We start from the raw sequence: 17,287 nt of genomic DNA, 5'->3' as shown, positions 1-17,287 counted from the left end.
CCGTACAGGGCGCGTTGCCGGTGCACCACCAGCGGGTACCAGTCCGACACCGTCAGCAGGTCCCGCAGCGGATGCCGCTCCAGCACGTCCGCCACATCGGGATCGGCCGCCGCCTCCATCCGGTCGCCGACCGGGATCGTCTCATCGCCGAGGCGCTTGGCGAGCCTGGTCAGGGTCGGGCGGTCCTTGCTCGGCAGCGCCTCCGCCGCGCGCGCGAACAGCCGCGCCCCCTCGGCGAGCATGAGCTCCACGTCCTGGCCGCGCGGGACCTTGATCTGCGTGTCGTGCCACCAGTGCGCGATCGGATCGCCCCACGCCTCGACCCGGAACGACCACTCGCCCATCCGGTCCGGCGTCACCAGCGCCGCCCACCGGTCGAGTCCCACGCCGACCTCGGTCATCGGCTCGCCCGGCTGCTCCATGCCGTCCGGCGCGCGCAGCACGACCGCCGCGCCGAGCATCTCGTGCCCCTCCCGGAACACCGTCGCCGACACCTCGACCGTCTCGCCCACCACGGCCTTCGCCGGCCACCGCCCGCCGCCGACCACCGGCGCGACGTCCAGGATCGGGATCCGCCCGAGCCTCGGAATACCGGTGATCGTGGAGGTTCCGGACTCGACCTGCATGTGGCATCCCCTACCCGTTCGAGACTTCCGAAACGTCCATGCCCGGGAAGCGGCGCGAACCGTCATCGAGTTTCCGATAACTTTGCGCGACCATCCCGGCAACGCTCAGCGACCGCCCCGGAACGATCTTTTCCCGGCGTCCCGGACGGCGTTCCGCGGACGCCGGACCGCCCCGCCCGGTACGGTCGTGCCGCTCGATCAAGACCGGCGGGACGGGGAGTGACGGGTATGCGGCGACCGGCGAAGCCCATCGCGGGCGGCAAGGCGGGGACGGCGGCGAAGGCGGGGACGGCGGCGATGGCCGGGGCGCTCGCCCTGGGCGCGTGCTCGGCGCACGGCGACGGCGCGGCGCGCGGCACGACGGCGCGCCTCAACGCGGCGCTCGCGGCGAGCCTCCCCTCGTCCCAGCGCTTCGACCTCGGCAAGCCGTCCTACGACCTGTGGCGGCACAAGAACCTGCAGGACGGCACCGTCATGCAGTCGTTCGCGTTCGACGCGGCGCACAAGCGCCTCTACGTCGCGCAGGTGTCCGGCGCGTCCGGTTCCGAGGCGCGCGGCGACCTCACCGTCACCCAGCTCGACTTCTCCGGCAAGAAGCTCGGCTACATGCACCTCAAGGGCTTCGGGCACGGCGTCTCGATCGGCGTGGAGCCGTCCGGCTCGTCCGCCTACCTGTGGACGGAGACGGACGCGGAGAAGTTCACCGACTCCACCGGCAAGACGACGACGCGCGGCAAGAACCTCGCCCGCTTCAAGTTCGTCAACATGGGCACCGTGACGAACACGTCGTCCGCGCTCACCAAGTACACGCCAGTGTCAGGGCAGTCCAACGCGACCCCGGCGATCGACCCGATCAACGACCGGCTCGCGATGCGGTACAAGAAGGGCGGCCAGTTCCGTATCGCGGTCTGGAAGCTGTCGGACGTCAAGGCGCGCAACTACGGCGCGAAGCTCGTCGACATCGCCCAGCCCGCCACCGTCAAGCCCGACTTCCAGGGCTACACGCTGTACGGGCGGTACCTGTACCTGTTCAACGGGACGGCCTATAGCGCGTCCAACCCGAAGCCCGGCAACTCCTACATCTCCGCCGTCGACCTCAACACCGGCAAGGTCGTCGGCAAGCCGGTGTTCACCCAGGCGGGCTCGACGCTGAGCTACCGGGAGCCCGAGGGCCTCGCGATCTACAAGGCGGGCTCGCAGCTCCGGCTGTTCCTCGGGTTTGCCTCCGGCTCGTCCGGCGCCCGCCAGGCCAACCTCTTCTACAAGAAGGACCTGGTCTGACCCAGGGCGCGAACTCGGCGGCGCGGCGGATCGTTGAACCGGCGTGCCCGATCATGTGCCGATGGAGCTGGTGCGGCCGCTGGTGCTGTGGGCGCTGCTCGCGGCGGCGGTGGCGCTGCTGTGGCGGCCGGTCGTGCGGCGGACGGGGTGGCCGCCGCTGCCCGCGCTGGCGCTGCTCGCGTGGACGGGCCTGGTGCTGGCGATCACGCTGCCGGCGACCGTCGCGGCGGGCGCGGGCGGCCGGCTGGAGCACTGCGTCGCGACCCCGGTGTCCGACGTCGCCTGGTCGCTGCGGATCTTCGGGTCGCGCGGCCTGGAGGACGTCATGAATGTTGCCTTATGGGTACCTTTGGGTTTCCTGGGGGTGCTGGTGTCGCGGCGCCCCGTCGCCGCGCCCGCGGTCTTCTCGGCGGGGTTCGTTCTGGTCGAATTCCTGCAAACTCTTGATCCAGGACGCGAATGCGATCCCGGTGACATGGCGTACAACTCGATCGGCGTGGCGGCGGGAGCCCTTACGGCGTCGGCGTTCCTGCGCGTCCGGGCGCTCGCGGCCGACCGATCCGCGAGGTGACGAAACCCCGCCCGGCTGTCGCGCCGCCGCGGCGCATTGCATAGCGTGACGTTGCGTGAAGGCAATCCGACGATTCACGGTCCGCACCGTCCTTCCAGAGCCGCTCCGGCAGCTCGAGGAGCTCGTCCTCAATCTGCGCTGGTCGTGGCACCACGAGACGCTGGACCTGTTCCGCGCCGTGGACCCTGCGCTGTGGGAGGCCGTCCACCACGACCCGGTCCGGCTGCTCGGCGAGGTCGCGCCCGAGCGGCTGGCGCAGCTCGCCGAGGACCGGCGCTTCCTGCGCCGGCTCCAGGACACGGCCGAGGACCTGCACGAGTACCTGACCGCCCCGCGCTGGTACCAGTCGCTGTCCGGCGCCCCGTCGTCCATCGCCTACTTCTCGCCCGAGTACGGGATCACCGCGGCGCTGCCGCAGTACTCCGGCGGCCTCGGCATCCTGGCCGGCGACCACCTGAAGACCGCCAGCGACCTCGGCGTCCCGATCATCGCCGTCGGGCTGCTGTACCGGCACGGGTACTTCTCCCAGTCGCTGTCGCCGGACGGCTGGCAGCTGGAGCGCTACCCGCCGATCGACCCGAACGGGCTGCCGCTGACCCTGCTGCGCGAGGCCGACGGGACCCCGGTCCGCGTCGCGATCGGCCTGCCCCCGGGCGGGGCGGGGCGCGGCGACGGCGACGACGACCACGGCGGCGTGCGCGGCCCCGCCGAGCACGGCGCGGGCGCCCGCGAGCTGCACGCGCAGGTGTGGCTGGCGCGGGTCGGCCGCGTCCCGCAGCTGCTGCTGGACTCCGACGTCGAGGACAACGACCCGGCCGCCCGCGACGTCACCGACCGGCTCTACGGCGGCGGCGGCGACCACCGGCTGCTGCAGGAGATGCTGCTCGGCATCGGCGGCGTCCGCGCCATCCGCGCGTACTGCCGCATCACCGGCCACCCGGCGCCCGAGGTGTTCCACACCAACGAGGGGCACGCCGGGTTCCTCGGCGTCGAACGCATCCGCGAGCTGGTGTCCGAGCAGGCCCTGACGTTCGACGAGGCCCTGGAGGCGACCCGCGCGGGCACGGTGTTCACCACGCACACCCCCGTCCCCGCCGGCATCGACCGGTTCCCGCGCGAGCTGATCGCCCGGTACTTCGGCGGCGCCAACGAGGACCCGTACGTCCCCGCCGAACGCGTCCTCGCGCTCGGCGCCGAGGACTACCCGGGCGGCGACCGCACCGTGTTCAACATGGCCGTCATGGGGATGCGGCTGGCGCAGCGCGTCAACGGCGTCAGCGAGCTGCACGGCGAGGTCAGCCGCGAGATGTTCGGCGGCCTGTGGGGCGGCTTCGACACCGCCGAGGTCCCGATCGGGTCCATCACCAACGGCGTCCACGCCGGCACGTGGGTGGCGCGGGAGGTCCTCGACCTCGCCGCCCGCGAGATCCCGGCGCTGATGGCGTCCGGACGCGGCTGGGAGGAGGTCCGCGACGTCCCGGAGAGCGAGATCTGGCGGATCCGCGGCGTGCTCCGCGAGCGGCTCGTGCTGGACGCGCGGCGCCGGCTCCGCGAGTCGTGGCGGCAGCGCGGCGCCAGCGAGGCCGAGATGTCCTGGATCGACGACGCCCTCGACCCGAACGTGCTGACCATCGGGTTCGCGCGGCGCGTCCCGTCGTACAAGCGGCTCACGCTGATGATGAGCGACCCGGACCGGCTCCGCCGCATCCTGCTCGACCCGGACCGGCCCGTCCAGATCGTCATCGCCGGGAAGGCGCACCCTGCCGACGAAGGCGGCAAGCGGCTCATCCAGGAGATCGTCCGGTTCTCCGACGGGGAGGACGTCCGGCACCGCATCGTGTTCCTGCCCGACTACGACATGGCGCTCGGGCGGCTCATGGTGCAGGGCTGCGACGTGTGGATGAACAACCCGCTGCGGCCGCTGGAGGCGTGCGGCACGTCCGGGATGAAGGCGGCCCTGAACGGCGGGCTGAACCTGTCCATCCGGGACGGCTGGTGGGACGAGTGGTACGACGGGCAGAACGGCTGGGCGATCCCGTCCGCCGACGGCCTGTCCAGCCCCGACCGGCGCGACGAGCTGGAGGCCGGCGCGCTGTACGAGCTGATCGAGGACCACGTCTCGGTCACCTTCTACGACCGCGACTCGGCCGGGCTGCCGCGCCGCTGGCTGGAGATGGTGAAGCACACCATCGCCACGCTCGGCCCGAAGGTGCTGGCGAGCCGGATGCTCCGCGACTACGTGCTGGACCTGTACACCCCGGCGGCCGCGTCCGAGCGGGAGATGGTCGCCGACAAGTACGCGGGCGCCCGCGCGCTGGCCGGCTGGAAGCAGCGGGTCGCGAAGGCGTGGCCGGGCGTCGCCGTCGAGCACGTCGAGACCGACGGCGGGGAGAGCCCGCAGGTCGGGGCGCTGCTGACGGTGAAGGCCGTCGTCGCGCTCGGCGGCCTCGACCCCGACGACGTCGCCGTCGAGGTCGCCTACGGCCGGGTGGACGACGCCGACGCGCTGATCGACCCGGCCTACCTCGACCTGGGCGGCGCGGAGCCGGCGGGCGACGGGCGGTTGCGCTGCACCGGCGAGGTCCCGCTCGGGCGCAGCGGCGCGTTCGGGTACGGGGTCCGGGTCGTGCCGAGCCATCCGATGCTGTCGACGCGGGCCGAGATGGGGCTCGTCGCGCTGCCGCCGGCGCCGCACGGCATGACGAACGGCGACCTGCGCTAGCCGGCGCTCGCGTCCTCCTCGTCCTCCTCGTCGTCGGGCGGCGGGTCCGGCATCCGCCATCCGGCGACGAGGACGGGCAGCAGCATGTGCGTCTCGAACAGCGCGATGACGCCGACCACGACGGCCGCCATCGGGACGTGCTCGGTGTCGGCGGCGAGCACCGCGACCACGACCGCGACGAGCACCGCGAGCATGATCCGGTGCGCGACCGTGAAGGCGCGCAGCCGCTCGGCGACCTGCCGCTCGTCGAGCCGGCTCTCCGCCAGCGACATCGTCCCGCGCGTCGCGACGTTCAGCGCTCCGATCACCGGGACCGTCGTCACCACCGACACGCCCAGCAGGGTGATCGTCACCCACATGGCGGTGTCGCTCGGCGCGAGATGCCACGACACGACCGTCCCGGCCCAGATCATGGCCAGGCCCGCCAGCCCGGCGGCGGCGAGCGCGCGCCGCCGGCTCCGCGTCGCGTACCAGGACCACATCAGGTCGGACTGCAGCACCTCTTCGCGGTGCGACGTCCACCGTTCCCACATCCGGGGCTTCCCTCCCTCGCCCATCAGGCGCTCCCCAGCCGGGGGAACGGCGTCAGCGAGAACACGACCTCGACCGGCACCTCGAAGAACGCGGCGATCCGCAGCGCGAGGTGCAGGCTCGGGCTGTACTCGCCGCGCTCCAGGTAGCCGATCGTCTGGTAGTGGACGCCGAGCGCCGTCGCCAGCTCCCGGCGCGACACGCCCCGCTCGGCGCGCAGCACCGCGATCCGGTTGTGGACGTGCTCCTTGTCCGCCTTGCCGTCCGCCACCGGCACAGTCTCCCGCACCCGGAGGTCAGAACGCGCCCTGGGCGGCCCGGCGCTCGCGGCGGGCGGCCAGCCGCGCCCCCGACTCCCGCCGCGTCGCCCGCAGCAGCAGCCACGGCGCGACGAGCAGTCCGGCGGCGGCCCACGCGCCGAGCACCCCGGCGGTCTCCAGCGGGCGCCAGCTCCCGCCGATCTCCCCGGCGAGCATCGCGTCGGGCAGGAACGCCGACCGCAGCCCGAGCCCCTCCCAGTACAGCGGGAACGCCTGCGCGACCCACCGCACCGGCTCCGGTAGCGACGTCACCGGGAACAGCACCCCGGAGATGATCATCAGGCCCATCACCGGCAGGGACAGGACGCTCGCGGCGTTGCGCGGGCCCGGCAGCAGCGTGCCGAGCGCCGCGCCGAACGGGACGACCGCGAGCGTCCCGAGCGCCAGCACCCACAGCAGCGTCAGCCACCGCCCGGGGTCGGACGGCAGGTCCAACCCCGCCATCGCCACGCCCGCGACCAGCATCAGCACCACGTACATGAGGATCTGCAGCAGCACCGAGACGGCCCGGCCGACGACGTAGGCGGGGACGCCGCCCGGGACCGTCCGCAGCCGCAGCAGCGTGCCCTCCTCCCGGTCCGCAGCGATCATCATGGCGAGGTTCAACAGCCCGGTCGAGAACACGCAGAACGCGACGAACCCGGCCGCGAGCAGCAGCCCCTCCGACACGTGCGTGCCCTGCGCGTCGTGGCCGCCCTGCCAGCGGACCATCAGCACGAAGACGCCGACCGTCGCGACGACGCCGGTCAGCAGCTCGCGCCGGTTCTTCAGCGAGTGGACGTGCTCGGCCCAGCCGCGCCGGACCCCCATCCGGATCGTCCTGGTGTTCACGCCGCCGTCCTCTCCGCGCCCGCGCTCGCTCCGGTCGCGGCGGACTCGGCGCCGCCGACCAGGTTCAGGTAGCTCTGCTCCAGCGTCGGCCGCCGGATCTCCAGGCCCGGGACCGGGCCGCCGAACCGCCGGTGCAGCTCGTACGCCAGCCGCGACGGGTCCGGCGTCCGCTCGGCGCGGGGCGCGCCGTCCTCCAGCCACCGCACCTCCGACGCGGCCTGCACGACCGACGCCAGCCCGGACGGGGTGCCGCTCACCGTGACCTCGCCCCGCACCAGGATCGCGATGCGGTCCGCGAGCCGCTCGGCCTCCGCGAGGTCGTGCGTGGTCAGCAGGATCGTCATGCCGTCCTCGCGGGCGAGCCGCCCGACCAGCTCGTGGAAGTCGCTGCGCGCCCGCGGGTCGAACCCGGCGGTCGGCTCGTCCAGGAACAGCACCTCCGGCCGCCCGACGATGCCGAGCGCGACGTCCAGCCGGCGGCGCTGCCCGCCCGACAGCCGCGCCGCCGTCTGCCCGGCCTGCGCCGTCAGCCCCATGACCTCGAGCAGCTCGTCGGGGTCGCGCGGCCGGTCGTAGAAGCCGGCGATGTGCTCCAGCAGCTGCCGGACGCCCCAGCGCGGATGGTCCTGCCAGTCCTGCAGGACGATCCCGAGCCGCGCCCGCCACGCCGCGCCGCCCGTGCCGGGGTCGGCGCCGAGCACCCGCACCTCGCCGGACGTGCGGCGCCGGAACCCCTCCAGGATCTCGATCGTGGTCGTCTTGCCCGCGCCGTTCGGGCCGAGCAGCGCCGCCACCTCGCCCGCCCCGACCTCCAGGTCGACGCCGCGCAGCACCTCGGTGCGGCCGTAGCGCATCCGCAGGCCGCGCGTCCGGATCACCGGACCGGTCATGCGCACCTCCTCCGTACGGGAACTTCGATCGTTCACCGCAACAGTGCTTCTGTTGATAGTAGAAGTACTACATCGCGTCGCAGGGTCGCAAGCCTCGGAACCGCGCAGGACGGACTGGCAGGATGGAGCCGTGCGCGCACCAGCCCTCAGCCGGGACCGCGCCGCCTCCGGGCTCCGGTGGCCGCGCGGCCGCCGCGCCGACGCGCTGCTCGCCGCCGCGTGCTTCGCCGTCCTGGCCGCGATCGCGCTGATCGCCGCCTACGCGCTGGACCGGGGCATGCTCCCGTTCTACGGCTGGGCGCTGCTCGCGATCGCCTGCGGCGCGCTCGCCTTCCGCCGCAGCCGTCCCCGCACCGTGGCGCTCGTCACCTTCGTCGCCTGCGCCCTGTACTACCCGCTCACCGAGCCGGACGGCCCGATCATCATGACCTTCGTCATCGCGCTCTACACCGCGGCGGCCGAAGGGCACCTCGTGAGCGCCTCCGCGCTCGCCGCCGTCGCGATGGGCGCCACCCTCTACGGCAACGACGCCGACCAGGTCAACCACCTCGCCGACGCCGCGACGTTCCTTCTCGCCGGCTGGTTCGTCGCCGTCATCGCCATCGGCGGCTTCGCCCGCAACCGGCGCGCCTACCTGCGCGAGGCCGAACGCCGCCTCGCCGCCGCCGAACGCTCCCGCGAGGCGGAGGCCCGCCGCCGCGCCATCGAGGAGCGGCTCCGCATCGCCCGCGAGCTGCACGACGCGCTCGGCCACAACATCTCGCTGATCCATGTCCAGGCCACCGCCGCGCTCCACGTCCTGCAGCGCGAGCCCGGCCGGGCCGGCGAGGCGCTCACCGCCATCAAGGACGCCAGCAAGGACAGCCTCCGCGAGCTGCGCGCCACCCTCGGCGTGCTCCGCCAGGTGGACGGCCCCCTCGCGGACGCCCCGCCCGGCCTCGCCCGCCTGGACGAGCTCACCGCCGGCACCACCGCCGCCGGCCTCACCGTCCGCACCGAGACCGAGGGCACGCCCCGGCCCCTGCCCCCGGACGCCGACCGCGCCGCGTACCGGATCGTCCAGGAGGCCCTCACCAACGTGACCCGGCACTCCGGCGCCTCGTCCGCCGTCGTCCGCGTCCGCTACGGCGACGGCGACGTCACCGTCACCGTCGAGGACGACGGCGGCGGCGCCCCCGCGCCCGCCACCGCCGGCACCGGCTCCGGGATCCGCGGCATGCGCGACCGCGCCGAGGCGCTGGGCGGCGCCCTCGACGCCGCGCCCCGCCCCGGCGGCGGCTTCACCGTCCGCGCCACGCTCCCCGCCTGACACGATGAGCCCATGAAGGTCTTCGTTTCGGTCGACATGGAAGGCGTCTCCGGGCTCACCGACCCCGAGGAGATGCGCGCCGGCGGGCGCGGCTACGAGCGCGGCTGCGAGCTGATGACGGCGGACGCCAACGCCGCGGTCCGCGCCGCGTTCGACGCCGGCGCCGACCAGGTCGTCGTCACCGACTCGCACGGCCGCGGCAAGAACCTGCGCGCCGACCTGATCGACGAGCGCTGCACGCTCATCCGGGGGCCGCACATGGCGATGCGGATGGGCGAGGGCCTGGACGCCTCCTTCGACGTCGCCCTGTACGTCGGCTACCACGCGCGCGCCGGCGCCGAACGCGGCGTCCTCAACCACACGTGGATGGGCCGCGAGATCCAGGACCTGTACCTGAACGGGGAGGTCGCAGGGGAGATCCGGCTGATGGCGGGCTATGCGGGCTCGCTCGGCGTCCCCGTCGGGCTCGTCGCGGGCGACGAGGCCGCCTGCGTCGAGGCGCGCGACGTCCTCGGCGACGTCCCCACCGTCGCCGTCAAGGCGGGCCACGACCGCTACGCCGCCGAGCTGGTCCCGCCCGCGCGCGCCCAGGAGATGATCTACGAGGCGGCGCTGCGGTCGCTGCGCGACCCCTCCGGCTGGCGCCCGCTCGCGCTCCCGTCCCCGTACACCCTGGCCATCGACTGGAACACCACGTCGATCGCCCAGTCCTGCTCGCTCATCCCGGGCGTCACGTTGACCGCGCCCCGCGTCACCGAGTTCACCTCCGCCGACTACGCGGAGATCGTCGGCCTGCTCGGCATCTGCGCCACCCTCGCCGGCGAGATCGGCTGCACCGGCCGCCACTACGGCTGACGCCGCGGGCCGCCCTCAGCCGTCCCCTGACGAGGACGGCCCGCCATCGCTCAACGCTTCGTAGGCGGGGAGGAGGGCGTCGGTCAGGGGCCGGCGGCGGATCTTCACCGGAGGCGGCGTCGCCACCTGCAGGACGAAGCCGGGCGGAACGGGCGGGGACGGCGGACGGTCGCGGAGGCGGGCCAGGCCGGACGGCGTCGTCCAGAAGTCCGTCGCCGACAGCGGCTCGTCCTCCATCTCCAGGGGATCGGGCGCGGCGGCCGGGCCGCGGCGCAGCGCGGTGAGGAGCCGGTCGCGGCCACGGCCGTTCCATTCGAGGATGAGGAACGGGTCGTCGTCGAACGCCTCGGCGAGCAGGTACAGGACGGCCGCGGCGTGCTTGCACGGGTCGCCCCAGTCGGGGCAGTCGCACATCAGGTGCAGGTCGGCGGCCGTGGCCGGGAACAGCGCGAGCCCGAGCTCGGCGAAGACCCACTCGATCTCCGGAGGCATCTCGCCGGCGAGCAGCCGGGCGCGGAAGACCGCGCGGGACGCCAGCTCCTTCTCCGCGGCGACCCAGCTCGCGGCGCCGATCCCCTCGATCCCGAGGGCCACCTCGTAGGGCTCGGGACGCGACCCGCGCACCTTCGCCGTCACCTCGTAGGGGGTGACGCGCAGGTCGTACACCTGGCCCTTGCGCGCGTAGGTGCGGCCGCGGGAGAGCCGGCCGGTGTCGGCGAACGACTCCACGAGGTCGATGAAGCGCCGCGACCACCACCGCGCACCGATTGAGCCGCGCTTCGTGCGGGCCCGGACGCCCTCCTCGTCCATCAGTCGCTCACCGCCTCGGGCGAGAGCCGCAGGACGTCGCGGAGCTCGGCGACCGACAGCTCGGTCAGCCACTCCTCGCCGGTGCCGACGATGGACTCGGCGAGCGCCTTCTTGCGCTCGATCATCTCGTCGACCCGCTCCTCCATCGTCCCGACGCAGATGAACTTGCGGACCTGCACGTTGCGGGTCTGGCCGATGCGGAACGCCCGGTCGGTGGCCTGGTCCTCGACGGCGGGGTTCCACCACCGGTCGACGTGCACGACGTGGTTCGCGGCGGTCAGCGTCAGGCCGGTGCCGGCGGCCTTGAGGGACAGCAGGAAGACCGCCGGCTCCTCGTCGCCCTGGAAGTGCTGGACGAGGTCGTCGCGGGCCTGCTTGGACGTCCCGCCGTGCAGCCACAGCACCGGCCGCTCCAGCCGGGCCGCCAGGTACGGCTGGAGCATCGAGCCGAACTCGGCGTACTGGGTGAAGACGAGCGCCTTCTCGCCCTGCTCGAGCACCTCGGCGCAGATCTCCTCGAGCCGCTCCAGCTTCCCGGACCGGCCGGGCAGCCGCGAGCCGTCCTTCAGCAGGTGCGCCGGATGGTTGCAGACCTGCTTGAGCTTGGCCATCGTCGCGAGGACGAGCCCGCGCCGCTGCTTGTCGTCGGCCTCGGCGATCTGCTCGAGCATGTCGTCCACGGTGGCCTGGTAGAGCGACGCCTGCTCGGTGGTCAGGTTGCAGTAGACCTTGATCTCCTGCTTCTCCGGCAGGTCGGAGATGATCGACCTGTCGGTCTTGAGGCGGCGCAGGATGAACGGCCGCGTCGCCCGCTTCAGCGCCACCGCGGCCCGCTCGTCGCCCTCCTTCTCGATCGGCACCGCGAACCGCTGCCGGAACGCCGCGCGCGGCCCGAGCAGCCCCGGGTTCGCGAACTCCATGATCGACCAGAGCTCGGTGAGGTGGTTCTCGACGGGCGTGCCGGTGAGCGCGATCCGGGTGCGCGCCGGGATGCTCCGTACCGCGCGGGCCTGCCGCGTGCCGCTGTTCTTCAGCGCCTGCGCCTCGTCGCAGACGACCCGCTCCCAGCCGACGGGCGCGAGCATCTCCGCGTCCCGCGCCGCCGTCCCGTAGGTGGTCAGCACGAGGTCGGCCGCCGCGGCCGCCTCGACCAGGTCGTCGCCGCGATGGCGGCCCGTCCCGTGGTGGACGTACACGCGCAGCTTCGGCGTGAACCGCGCCGCCTCCCGCTGCCAGTTCCCCACCAGCGACATCGGTCCGATCAGCAGTGTCGGCCCTGGACGGGCGTCCTCTCGCTCGGAGGCGAGAAGCGCCAGGGTCTGCGCGGTGTTGTGGCACAGCATGCCTTCGGCCACGTAGTTGTGGTGCCCTGCGACCTCGAAGTCGTAGACATAGCCGTCATAGTCGACCTCCTCGACCGAGACGACCTTGGCGTAGAACACCTCACGGGACGCCCGGTCGTCCAGCAGATCGCGGATCTCTCGCAGCCCGGCCCGGTCGAGGTTCTCGTAGGCGGCGGCGGTCCGTGCCGTCCACTTGTTGCCGGTGCGGTTCGCGAGCTCGGCCTGCGTCTCCCCGGAGAGCATGCGATCCATCCCTTGGACCGCGTCCCGGGCCGTTGCCCTGGACAGTTCCTGGCCGCCGTAGAAGTAAACGGTCCGCACGCCGAAATGCCGCATCGGGAGACCGGTGAGCTCCCGTGCGCGCCGGAGGAGGTCGCTCCCCGGAACGCCCTCGACGTTGGTGTTGTGCGGCAGGCGGCAGATGGCGTCCAGCCGTGCCTGCTTCGCCGGGTCGGCGATGCCGATGTGCTCATGGAACAGGCGCAGGCTGTGGCCACCGATCAGCGCGACCTGATAAGGCCTCTTGACGCCCTTCCCATTCGTCGCGTGCTTCCACTTGGTCGTGATGCGCAGCCAGATCCCGAAACGGCGAAGCATCGCGCTGAGCTGGCGGATGATCCAGACGGAGGCCGAACTTATCTCGACGACGCGGGCCTGGGGGTTGACCGAAGCCTCGGCCGCGAAGTAGTGGCGCAGGAAGAGGCGGACGGTCGCGTCATCTGCGGACACGATGCCGTCAGGAATGCGCTTGTGTGCCGAGTTTCTGCCCCACTGGTAGGCGTACTCTTCCAGCAGCCTGCGGTACGGCATTCCGCTGAACCTCAGGTAGGCGGCCTTCGCGTTCACCGAAGGCATGATCGCCGGATCGTTCAAGGGGAGAGCGAAACGTTCGGCGATCTTGAGCAGCCGGCTGTGCAGGTCGTGGAGTACCCGCACGTCCTTTTGCGTGATGACCACGCTCGAGTAGGGGTCCTCGGACCCTTCCGCGATCTGCCAGGCCAGGAGCACCGTGAGGTCGGGATCGACCGGACTGCCGTCGTGCCGGAGACGGGCCGGTACGCAGAGCCGCATTCCAGGGCGAACGTCCCTTGTCCAACCATCGACTCCCATGAGGCGATGGCGCCGGGTCACGACGATCCTGCTCCCGTCGTCCAGGGTGACCTCGCGCACCTTCTCCCGGATGTGCTGGCGGTACAGGCGGGTGATCGGCGCCGTGACGATGCGCCCGTCCTCGGCGATGGAGTTGACCATCAGCCTCTTCGACGGGACGGACCATTGCCCTTCCCCATCGGGATCGATTCCGGTCACATAGCGCGCCCACACATCCTTCGCTTTGATGAGAGCCCCGTTGACATGGACGAACTCGTCCTTGCCGATGCACTTACCGAGGCCCATCGAATCCGCGAGGATCGCGCCCAAGCCCAGGCCGTCGAGGAATTTCAGCCAGGCGAGGCCGCGCTCCTGGAAGGGGCGCAGCGTCCCGTTGAATCCCCGGGGCGTGCGCATGGGGGTGAGGCGGCGGTCGGCCTCGCCGGACAGCAGGTCGCCGAAGGTGCCGTCGGCGTCGACGGCGGTCAGCGGGAGCGCGTCGTCGCCCGCGTGGACGATCGCGCGGATCGCCTCGGCGGCGGGCATGCGGCCCTGGCGCGGGTGGCGCAGGAAGTCGAGCGCGGCCTCGAGTTGCTCCTCGTCCAGCTCGACCCACTGGCCGCGCAGCCGGACGAGCGGGGTCTTCAGCCGGGCCAGCTCCTCCAGCTCCGCCTCGTCGATGCTCTCGTCGCCGATGGCGAGGTCCCACCGGAACTTCACCATGCCCTTGAGGTCGAAGCCGGACGGCGCGGCGGCGCCGGCGGACGCCTCGGGATCGTCGGTGCGGGTCGTCAGCTTCATGCCGAGCCTGGCCTTGCCCGCCCACTGGGGGAGCAGGACGCCGAACCCGGCGGCGGCCAGCATCGGCGCGGCCCGCCGGAGGAAGCGGAACGCGCCCGCGGTGTCGAGGGTCAGCTCGGCGGGCGCGGGGCCGTCGAGCGCGGGCGCCATGTCGGGGAACAGGCGCAGCGCGCGGCCGAGGCCGGCGAGCAGCGTCTCCTCCGCGTCGGGGATCGAGGTCGCGTCGCCCGCCCACACCATCGCGGCGGGCACGTAGAGGCTGGGGTCGTCGGTGCCCTGGAGGGCGAACTCGACGCGCCAGGCGTCGCCGGAATTCTCTTCTTCTTCGTCGGGGAACGGTTCGGCGGTGAACTCCTGCGCGCCCGGTTCGGCGAGGCGGAAGCAGACCCGCAGCGGCCCGGACGGGCGGCGCGCGGCGGCCGCCCACGCGTCCAGCTCCGCGATCAGCTCGTCGGGGTCGTCGCCGGGCTCCCGCGCGACCTCGGCGGACGGACCGGTCAGCGCCTCCGCCCAGCGTTCGGCGAGCGGCAGCCGGTCGGGCACCTTGCCGCGCCGGGCCGGCAGCAGCGGATGCGGGACGACGCCGCGGACGGCGGTGTCGACCAGCCCGGACAGCGCCTCCCGCAGCACCTGCGCGGCGGGACGGCCTCCGTCGGCGGCGCGGCACGCGGCCGGCATCGCGCGGGCCAGCGCCCGGAACCGGGCCGGGTCGTCGAGGACGGGGCGCCAGCGCGCGACGAGGTCGCCGTCCTCGCGCAGCAGCGCGGGCAGCACCTGGCCGCGCCCGGCGAGGTGCACGGCCTCGTCCGCGAGGACGCACAGGAACCGCAGGTCGGAGCCGGGGACGACGTCTCCGCTGTGCTCGGCGGCCTGGAGCAGCGCCATCGCCGGGAACGGCTCCAGCACCAGCGCCGGCACCCGCCACGGCCGCAGCTCCGGCTCCCCGGGCACCGGCTCGGGGCCGAGCTCGGCGGACGGCAGCGGATGGTCGCCGTGCGTCGGCAGCGTCATCGCCAGCTCGACGCGGAACGCGCCGCGCAGCAGCGGCTCGTAGGACGTCCCGGTGAAGTCGCGGGTCGCGAACGGGTGCGCGTCGCCGCCGGGCGGGTCGTGCGGGCCGGTGCGCTCGGCCCACACGCAGAGCGCCCCGCCATGCCAGGCGGCATGGGCGACCAGCATCCGAACCCCCGGTGACGTGCGATGTGACTGCCGGGCCCGAAGCTACCAGTGGGGTCCGACAGCCGGGCCGCCGTGGCGGGACCCCGGAGCGGGCTTGTTAGGTTCGGGGACGTCGGTCGACCGGAGGATCTTGGAGGCGTGCGTGGGCGAGTTCGTGCGGGTGGAGACGGAGGGCGGCGTCGCGACGATCCGGCTGGACCGTCCGAAGATGAACGCCCTGAACGCGGAGATGCAGCGGGAGCTGATCGGCGCGGCCCGCGAGGTCACCGAGGACGACCAGGTCGCGGCGGTCGTGCTGTACGGCGGGGAGCGGGTGTTCGCGGCCGGCGCCGACATCAAGGAGATGGCGCCGATGCCGTACGCGGAGATGGCGGCGGGCCACTCGCGGCTCCTGCAGGACTTCACCAAGGCGCTCGCCGCGATCCCGAAGCCGGTCATCGCGGCGATCACCGGGTACGCGCTCGGCGGCGGGCTGGAGGTCGCGCTGACCGCGGACTTCCGGGTCGCGGGCGAGGGCGCGAAGGTCGGGCAGCCGGAGATCCAGCTCGGCATCATCCCCGGCGCGGGCGGCACGCAGCGGCTCGCGCGGCTCGTCGGCCCGTCCAAGGCCAAGGACCTGATCTTCTCCGGGCGGCACGTCGCCGCGGACGAGGCGCTCGCGATGGGCCTGGTGGACCGGGTCGTCCCGGACGCCGGCGTCTACACGGCGGCGAAGGAGTGGGCCGCGTCGTTCGTGGGCGGGCCCGCGATCGCGCTGCGCGCCGCGAAGCAGGCCGTCGACACCGGGCTGGAGGTCGACCTCGCGACCGGGCTGGAGATCGAGCGGGTGCAGTTCGCCGCGCTGTTCGCCACCGAGGACCAGAAGAACGGCATGAAGTCGTTCATGGAGGAGGGCCCGGGCAAGGCGAAGTTCACGGGCCGCTGAGCGCGCTCTCCGAACCGGCGCGCTCCTGGGCGTCGAGGACGTCGGCGGCGTAGCGCTCGGTCCACCGGCCCAGGGCGGACAGCGGTTCGAGCATCCCGCGCCCCGGGCCGGTCAGCTCGTACTCCACGCGCGGCGGCGCCTCGGCATAGCGGCGGCGGACCACCAGGCCGTTGTGCTCGAGGCGCCGCAGCGTCTCGGTGAGCACCTTGTGGCTGATGCCACCGATCCGGTCCTGGAGCTCGCGCGGGCGCAGCGGGCCGTCCTGCAGCGTCCACAGCACGACGCCCGTCCAGGTGCCGGACAGCAGGTCGAGGCCGAGCCGCGTCTGGCAGTCGGCGACGAACTCGGGATCGTCCATTCTGCCCTTCCCGATACGCACCGGTTGGTGCGGAACGAACCGCATAGCGTCCCGTCCGACGGTAATCGACACGGGAGGTCGTCATGCGGATCGGTGTGCTGGGCGCGGGGAACATGGCGGACGCGCTCGCGACGCAATGGGCGCGCAAGGGCCACGAGGTGCGGATCGGGGCGCGGTCTCCGGAGAAGGCGGTCGCGCTGGCGGGACGCGTCGGCCATGGCGCGCAGGGCGGGACGCTGCGGGACGCGGCGCAGTTCGGGGAGGCGGTCCTGCTGGCCGTCGCCCACGAGGGCGTCGAGGACGCCCTGAGCCAGGCGGGTCCGCTCGCGGGGCGCGTCCTGCTCGACTGCACGAACCCGATGGAGCCGCCGTTCGAGCGGCTGAAGACAGGCGGCGGCCCGTCGGCGGCGCGCCGGATCGCCGACCTGACCGGGGCGCGGGTGGTGAAGGCGTTCAACACCTGCCCCGACACGGTGTGGCGGATGGCGCCGCCGGAGTTCGGCGGGCGGCCCCTCGGCGTCCCGCTGTGCGGGGACGACCCGGACGCGCTGGCCGTGGCGCGCCGCCTGGTGGCCGACATCGGCTGCGTTCCGATGGACGGCGGCGGTCTGGCGCGGGCCGGGCTTCTTGAGGCGACCACGGCGTTCCTCGTCGGGCTGTGGGTGGCGGGCGAGGACCCGCTGACGATGCTGCCCCCGGCGGACGCGGCCATGGCCCGGGCGCCGCGGCGGACGTCCGAGGCCGTCCACTGACGGCGCGCCGGGCGGCCCCGGGGCGGGGGCCCCCGCCCCCCGGGGGGGGCCCCCCCGGGGGCGGGCCGTGGGGGTGGGCGGGGGGGCCCCGGGC

The 17,287-nt window shown here is 73.4% G+C and carries 14 protein-coding genes and 2 pseudogenes; 7 read left to right on the top strand and 9 right to left on the bottom strand.

Features of this window, described 5'->3' with window-relative positions:
* Nucleotides 1–626 (bottom strand): maltotransferase domain-containing protein (locus AB0C78_RS49015; protein WP_360762184.1); only part of this gene is annotated, 626 nt, incomplete at its 3' end.
* A 228-nt stretch (nt 627–854) separates the two neighbouring features.
* Here AB0C78_RS49015 and AB0C78_RS49010 point away from each other — a divergent pair.
* The 3 genes from AB0C78_RS49010 to glgP all read left to right on the top strand — a co-directional run bounded on the left by AB0C78_RS49010 (nt 855) and on the right by glgP (nt 5,200).
* On the top strand, nt 855–1,907 hold the full coding sequence (locus AB0C78_RS49010) for a teichoic acid biosynthesis protein C (protein ID WP_360762181.1): 1,053 nt from the start codon (nt 855–857) through the stop codon (nt 1,905–1,907).
* A 61-nt stretch (nt 1,908–1,968) separates the two neighbouring features.
* On the top strand, nt 1,969–2,478 hold the full coding sequence (locus AB0C78_RS49005) for a VanZ family protein (protein WP_360762178.1): 510 nt from the start codon (nt 1,969–1,971) through the stop codon (nt 2,476–2,478).
* A 55-nt stretch (nt 2,479–2,533) separates the two neighbouring features.
* Nucleotides 2,534–5,200: an alpha-glucan family phosphorylase gene (gene glgP, locus AB0C78_RS49000; RefSeq protein ID WP_360762176.1), complete on the top strand. Its 2,667-nt coding sequence runs from the start codon at nt 2,534–2,536 to the stop codon at nt 5,198–5,200.
* Here glgP and AB0C78_RS48995 read toward each other — a convergent pair.
* From AB0C78_RS48995 to AB0C78_RS48980, 4 genes are read right to left on the bottom strand one after another with little or no spacing between them, the layout of a single operon-like run.
* Nucleotides 5,197–5,757, bottom strand: coding sequence for a hypothetical protein (locus AB0C78_RS48995; RefSeq protein ID WP_360762173.1), 561 nt, complete (start codon nt 5,755–5,757; stop codon nt 5,197–5,199). The genes glgP and AB0C78_RS48995 overlap by 4 nt on opposite strands.
* Nucleotides 5,757–6,002, bottom strand: coding sequence for a helix-turn-helix transcriptional regulator (locus AB0C78_RS48990; RefSeq protein WP_151544908.1), 246 nt, complete (start codon nt 6,000–6,002; stop codon nt 5,757–5,759). Before AB0C78_RS48990 ends, AB0C78_RS48995 begins: the two co-directional genes overlap by 1 nt.
* Before the next feature lie 25 nt (nt 6,003–6,027).
* Entirely contained in the window at nt 6,028–6,882 is an 855-nt protein-coding gene (locus AB0C78_RS48985; RefSeq protein ID WP_360762170.1) for an ABC transporter permease, read from the bottom strand.
* A complete protein-coding gene (locus AB0C78_RS48980) occupies nt 6,879–7,772 on the bottom strand; it encodes an ABC transporter ATP-binding protein (protein WP_360762167.1) in 894 nt (297 codons plus the stop codon). Before AB0C78_RS48980 ends, AB0C78_RS48985 begins: the two co-directional genes overlap by 4 nt.
* 130 nt (nt 7,773–7,902) lie before the next feature.
* Between AB0C78_RS48980 and AB0C78_RS48975 the strand changes: the two genes are divergently transcribed.
* Nucleotides 7,903–9,081, top strand: coding sequence for a sensor histidine kinase (locus AB0C78_RS48975; RefSeq protein WP_360762165.1), 1,179 nt, complete (start codon nt 7,903–7,905; stop codon nt 9,079–9,081).
* 12 nt (nt 9,082–9,093) lie between these two features.
* Complete coding sequence (locus tag AB0C78_RS48970; protein ID WP_360762162.1) at nt 9,094–9,936, top strand: M55 family metallopeptidase; 843 nt, start codon at nt 9,094–9,096, stop codon at nt 9,934–9,936.
* A 15-nt stretch (nt 9,937–9,951) separates the two neighbouring features.
* Here the strand turns inward: AB0C78_RS48970 and AB0C78_RS48965 are convergent, their stop codons facing one another.
* The 3 genes and pseudogenes from AB0C78_RS48965 to AB0C78_RS48955 all read right to left on the bottom strand — a co-directional run.
* On the bottom strand, nt 9,952–10,746 hold the full coding sequence (locus AB0C78_RS48965; RefSeq protein ID WP_360762159.1) for an SWIM zinc finger family protein: 795 nt from the start codon (nt 10,744–10,746) through the stop codon (nt 9,952–9,954).
* Nucleotides 10,746–13,544 (bottom strand): annotated as a pseudogene (locus tag AB0C78_RS48960) (SNF2-related protein); the annotation flags it as partial. The gene AB0C78_RS48965 and the pseudogene AB0C78_RS48960, both read right to left, overlap by 1 nt.
* A gap of 165 nt (nt 13,545–13,709) precedes the next feature.
* Nucleotides 13,710–14,129, bottom strand: a pseudogene (locus AB0C78_RS48955) (SNF2 helicase-associated domain-containing protein); the annotation flags it as partial.
* A gap of 1,171 nt (nt 14,130–15,300) precedes the next feature.
* Here AB0C78_RS48955 and AB0C78_RS48950 point away from each other — a divergent pair.
* Entirely contained in the window at nt 15,301–16,083 is a 783-nt protein-coding gene (locus tag AB0C78_RS48950; RefSeq protein ID WP_360762156.1) for an enoyl-CoA hydratase-related protein, read from the top strand.
* Here AB0C78_RS48950 and AB0C78_RS48945 read toward each other — a convergent pair.
* Entirely contained in the window at nt 16,070–16,441 is a 372-nt protein-coding gene (locus tag AB0C78_RS48945; RefSeq protein WP_360762153.1) for a helix-turn-helix domain-containing protein, read from the bottom strand. The genes AB0C78_RS48950 and AB0C78_RS48945 overlap by 14 nt on opposite strands.
* Before the next feature lie 83 nt (nt 16,442–16,524).
* Between AB0C78_RS48945 and AB0C78_RS48940 the strand changes: the two genes are divergently transcribed.
* Nucleotides 16,525–17,193 carry an NAD(P)-binding domain-containing protein gene (locus tag AB0C78_RS48940; protein WP_360762150.1) on the top strand — a complete coding sequence of 223 codons (669 nt, stop codon included), beginning with the start codon at nt 16,525–16,527 and terminating at the stop codon, nt 17,191–17,193.
* Nucleotides 17,194–17,287 lie beyond the last annotated feature (94 nt).

The organism is Actinomadura sp. NPDC048394 (genome assembly GCF_040651755.1).
GTDB classification, from domain to species: domain Bacteria; phylum Actinomycetota; class Actinomycetes; order Streptosporangiales; family Streptosporangiaceae; genus Spirillospora; species Spirillospora montaniterrae.
The sequence above is the reverse complement of the archived record's forward strand: the minus strand, read 5'-3'. Positions and strand labels throughout refer to the sequence as shown.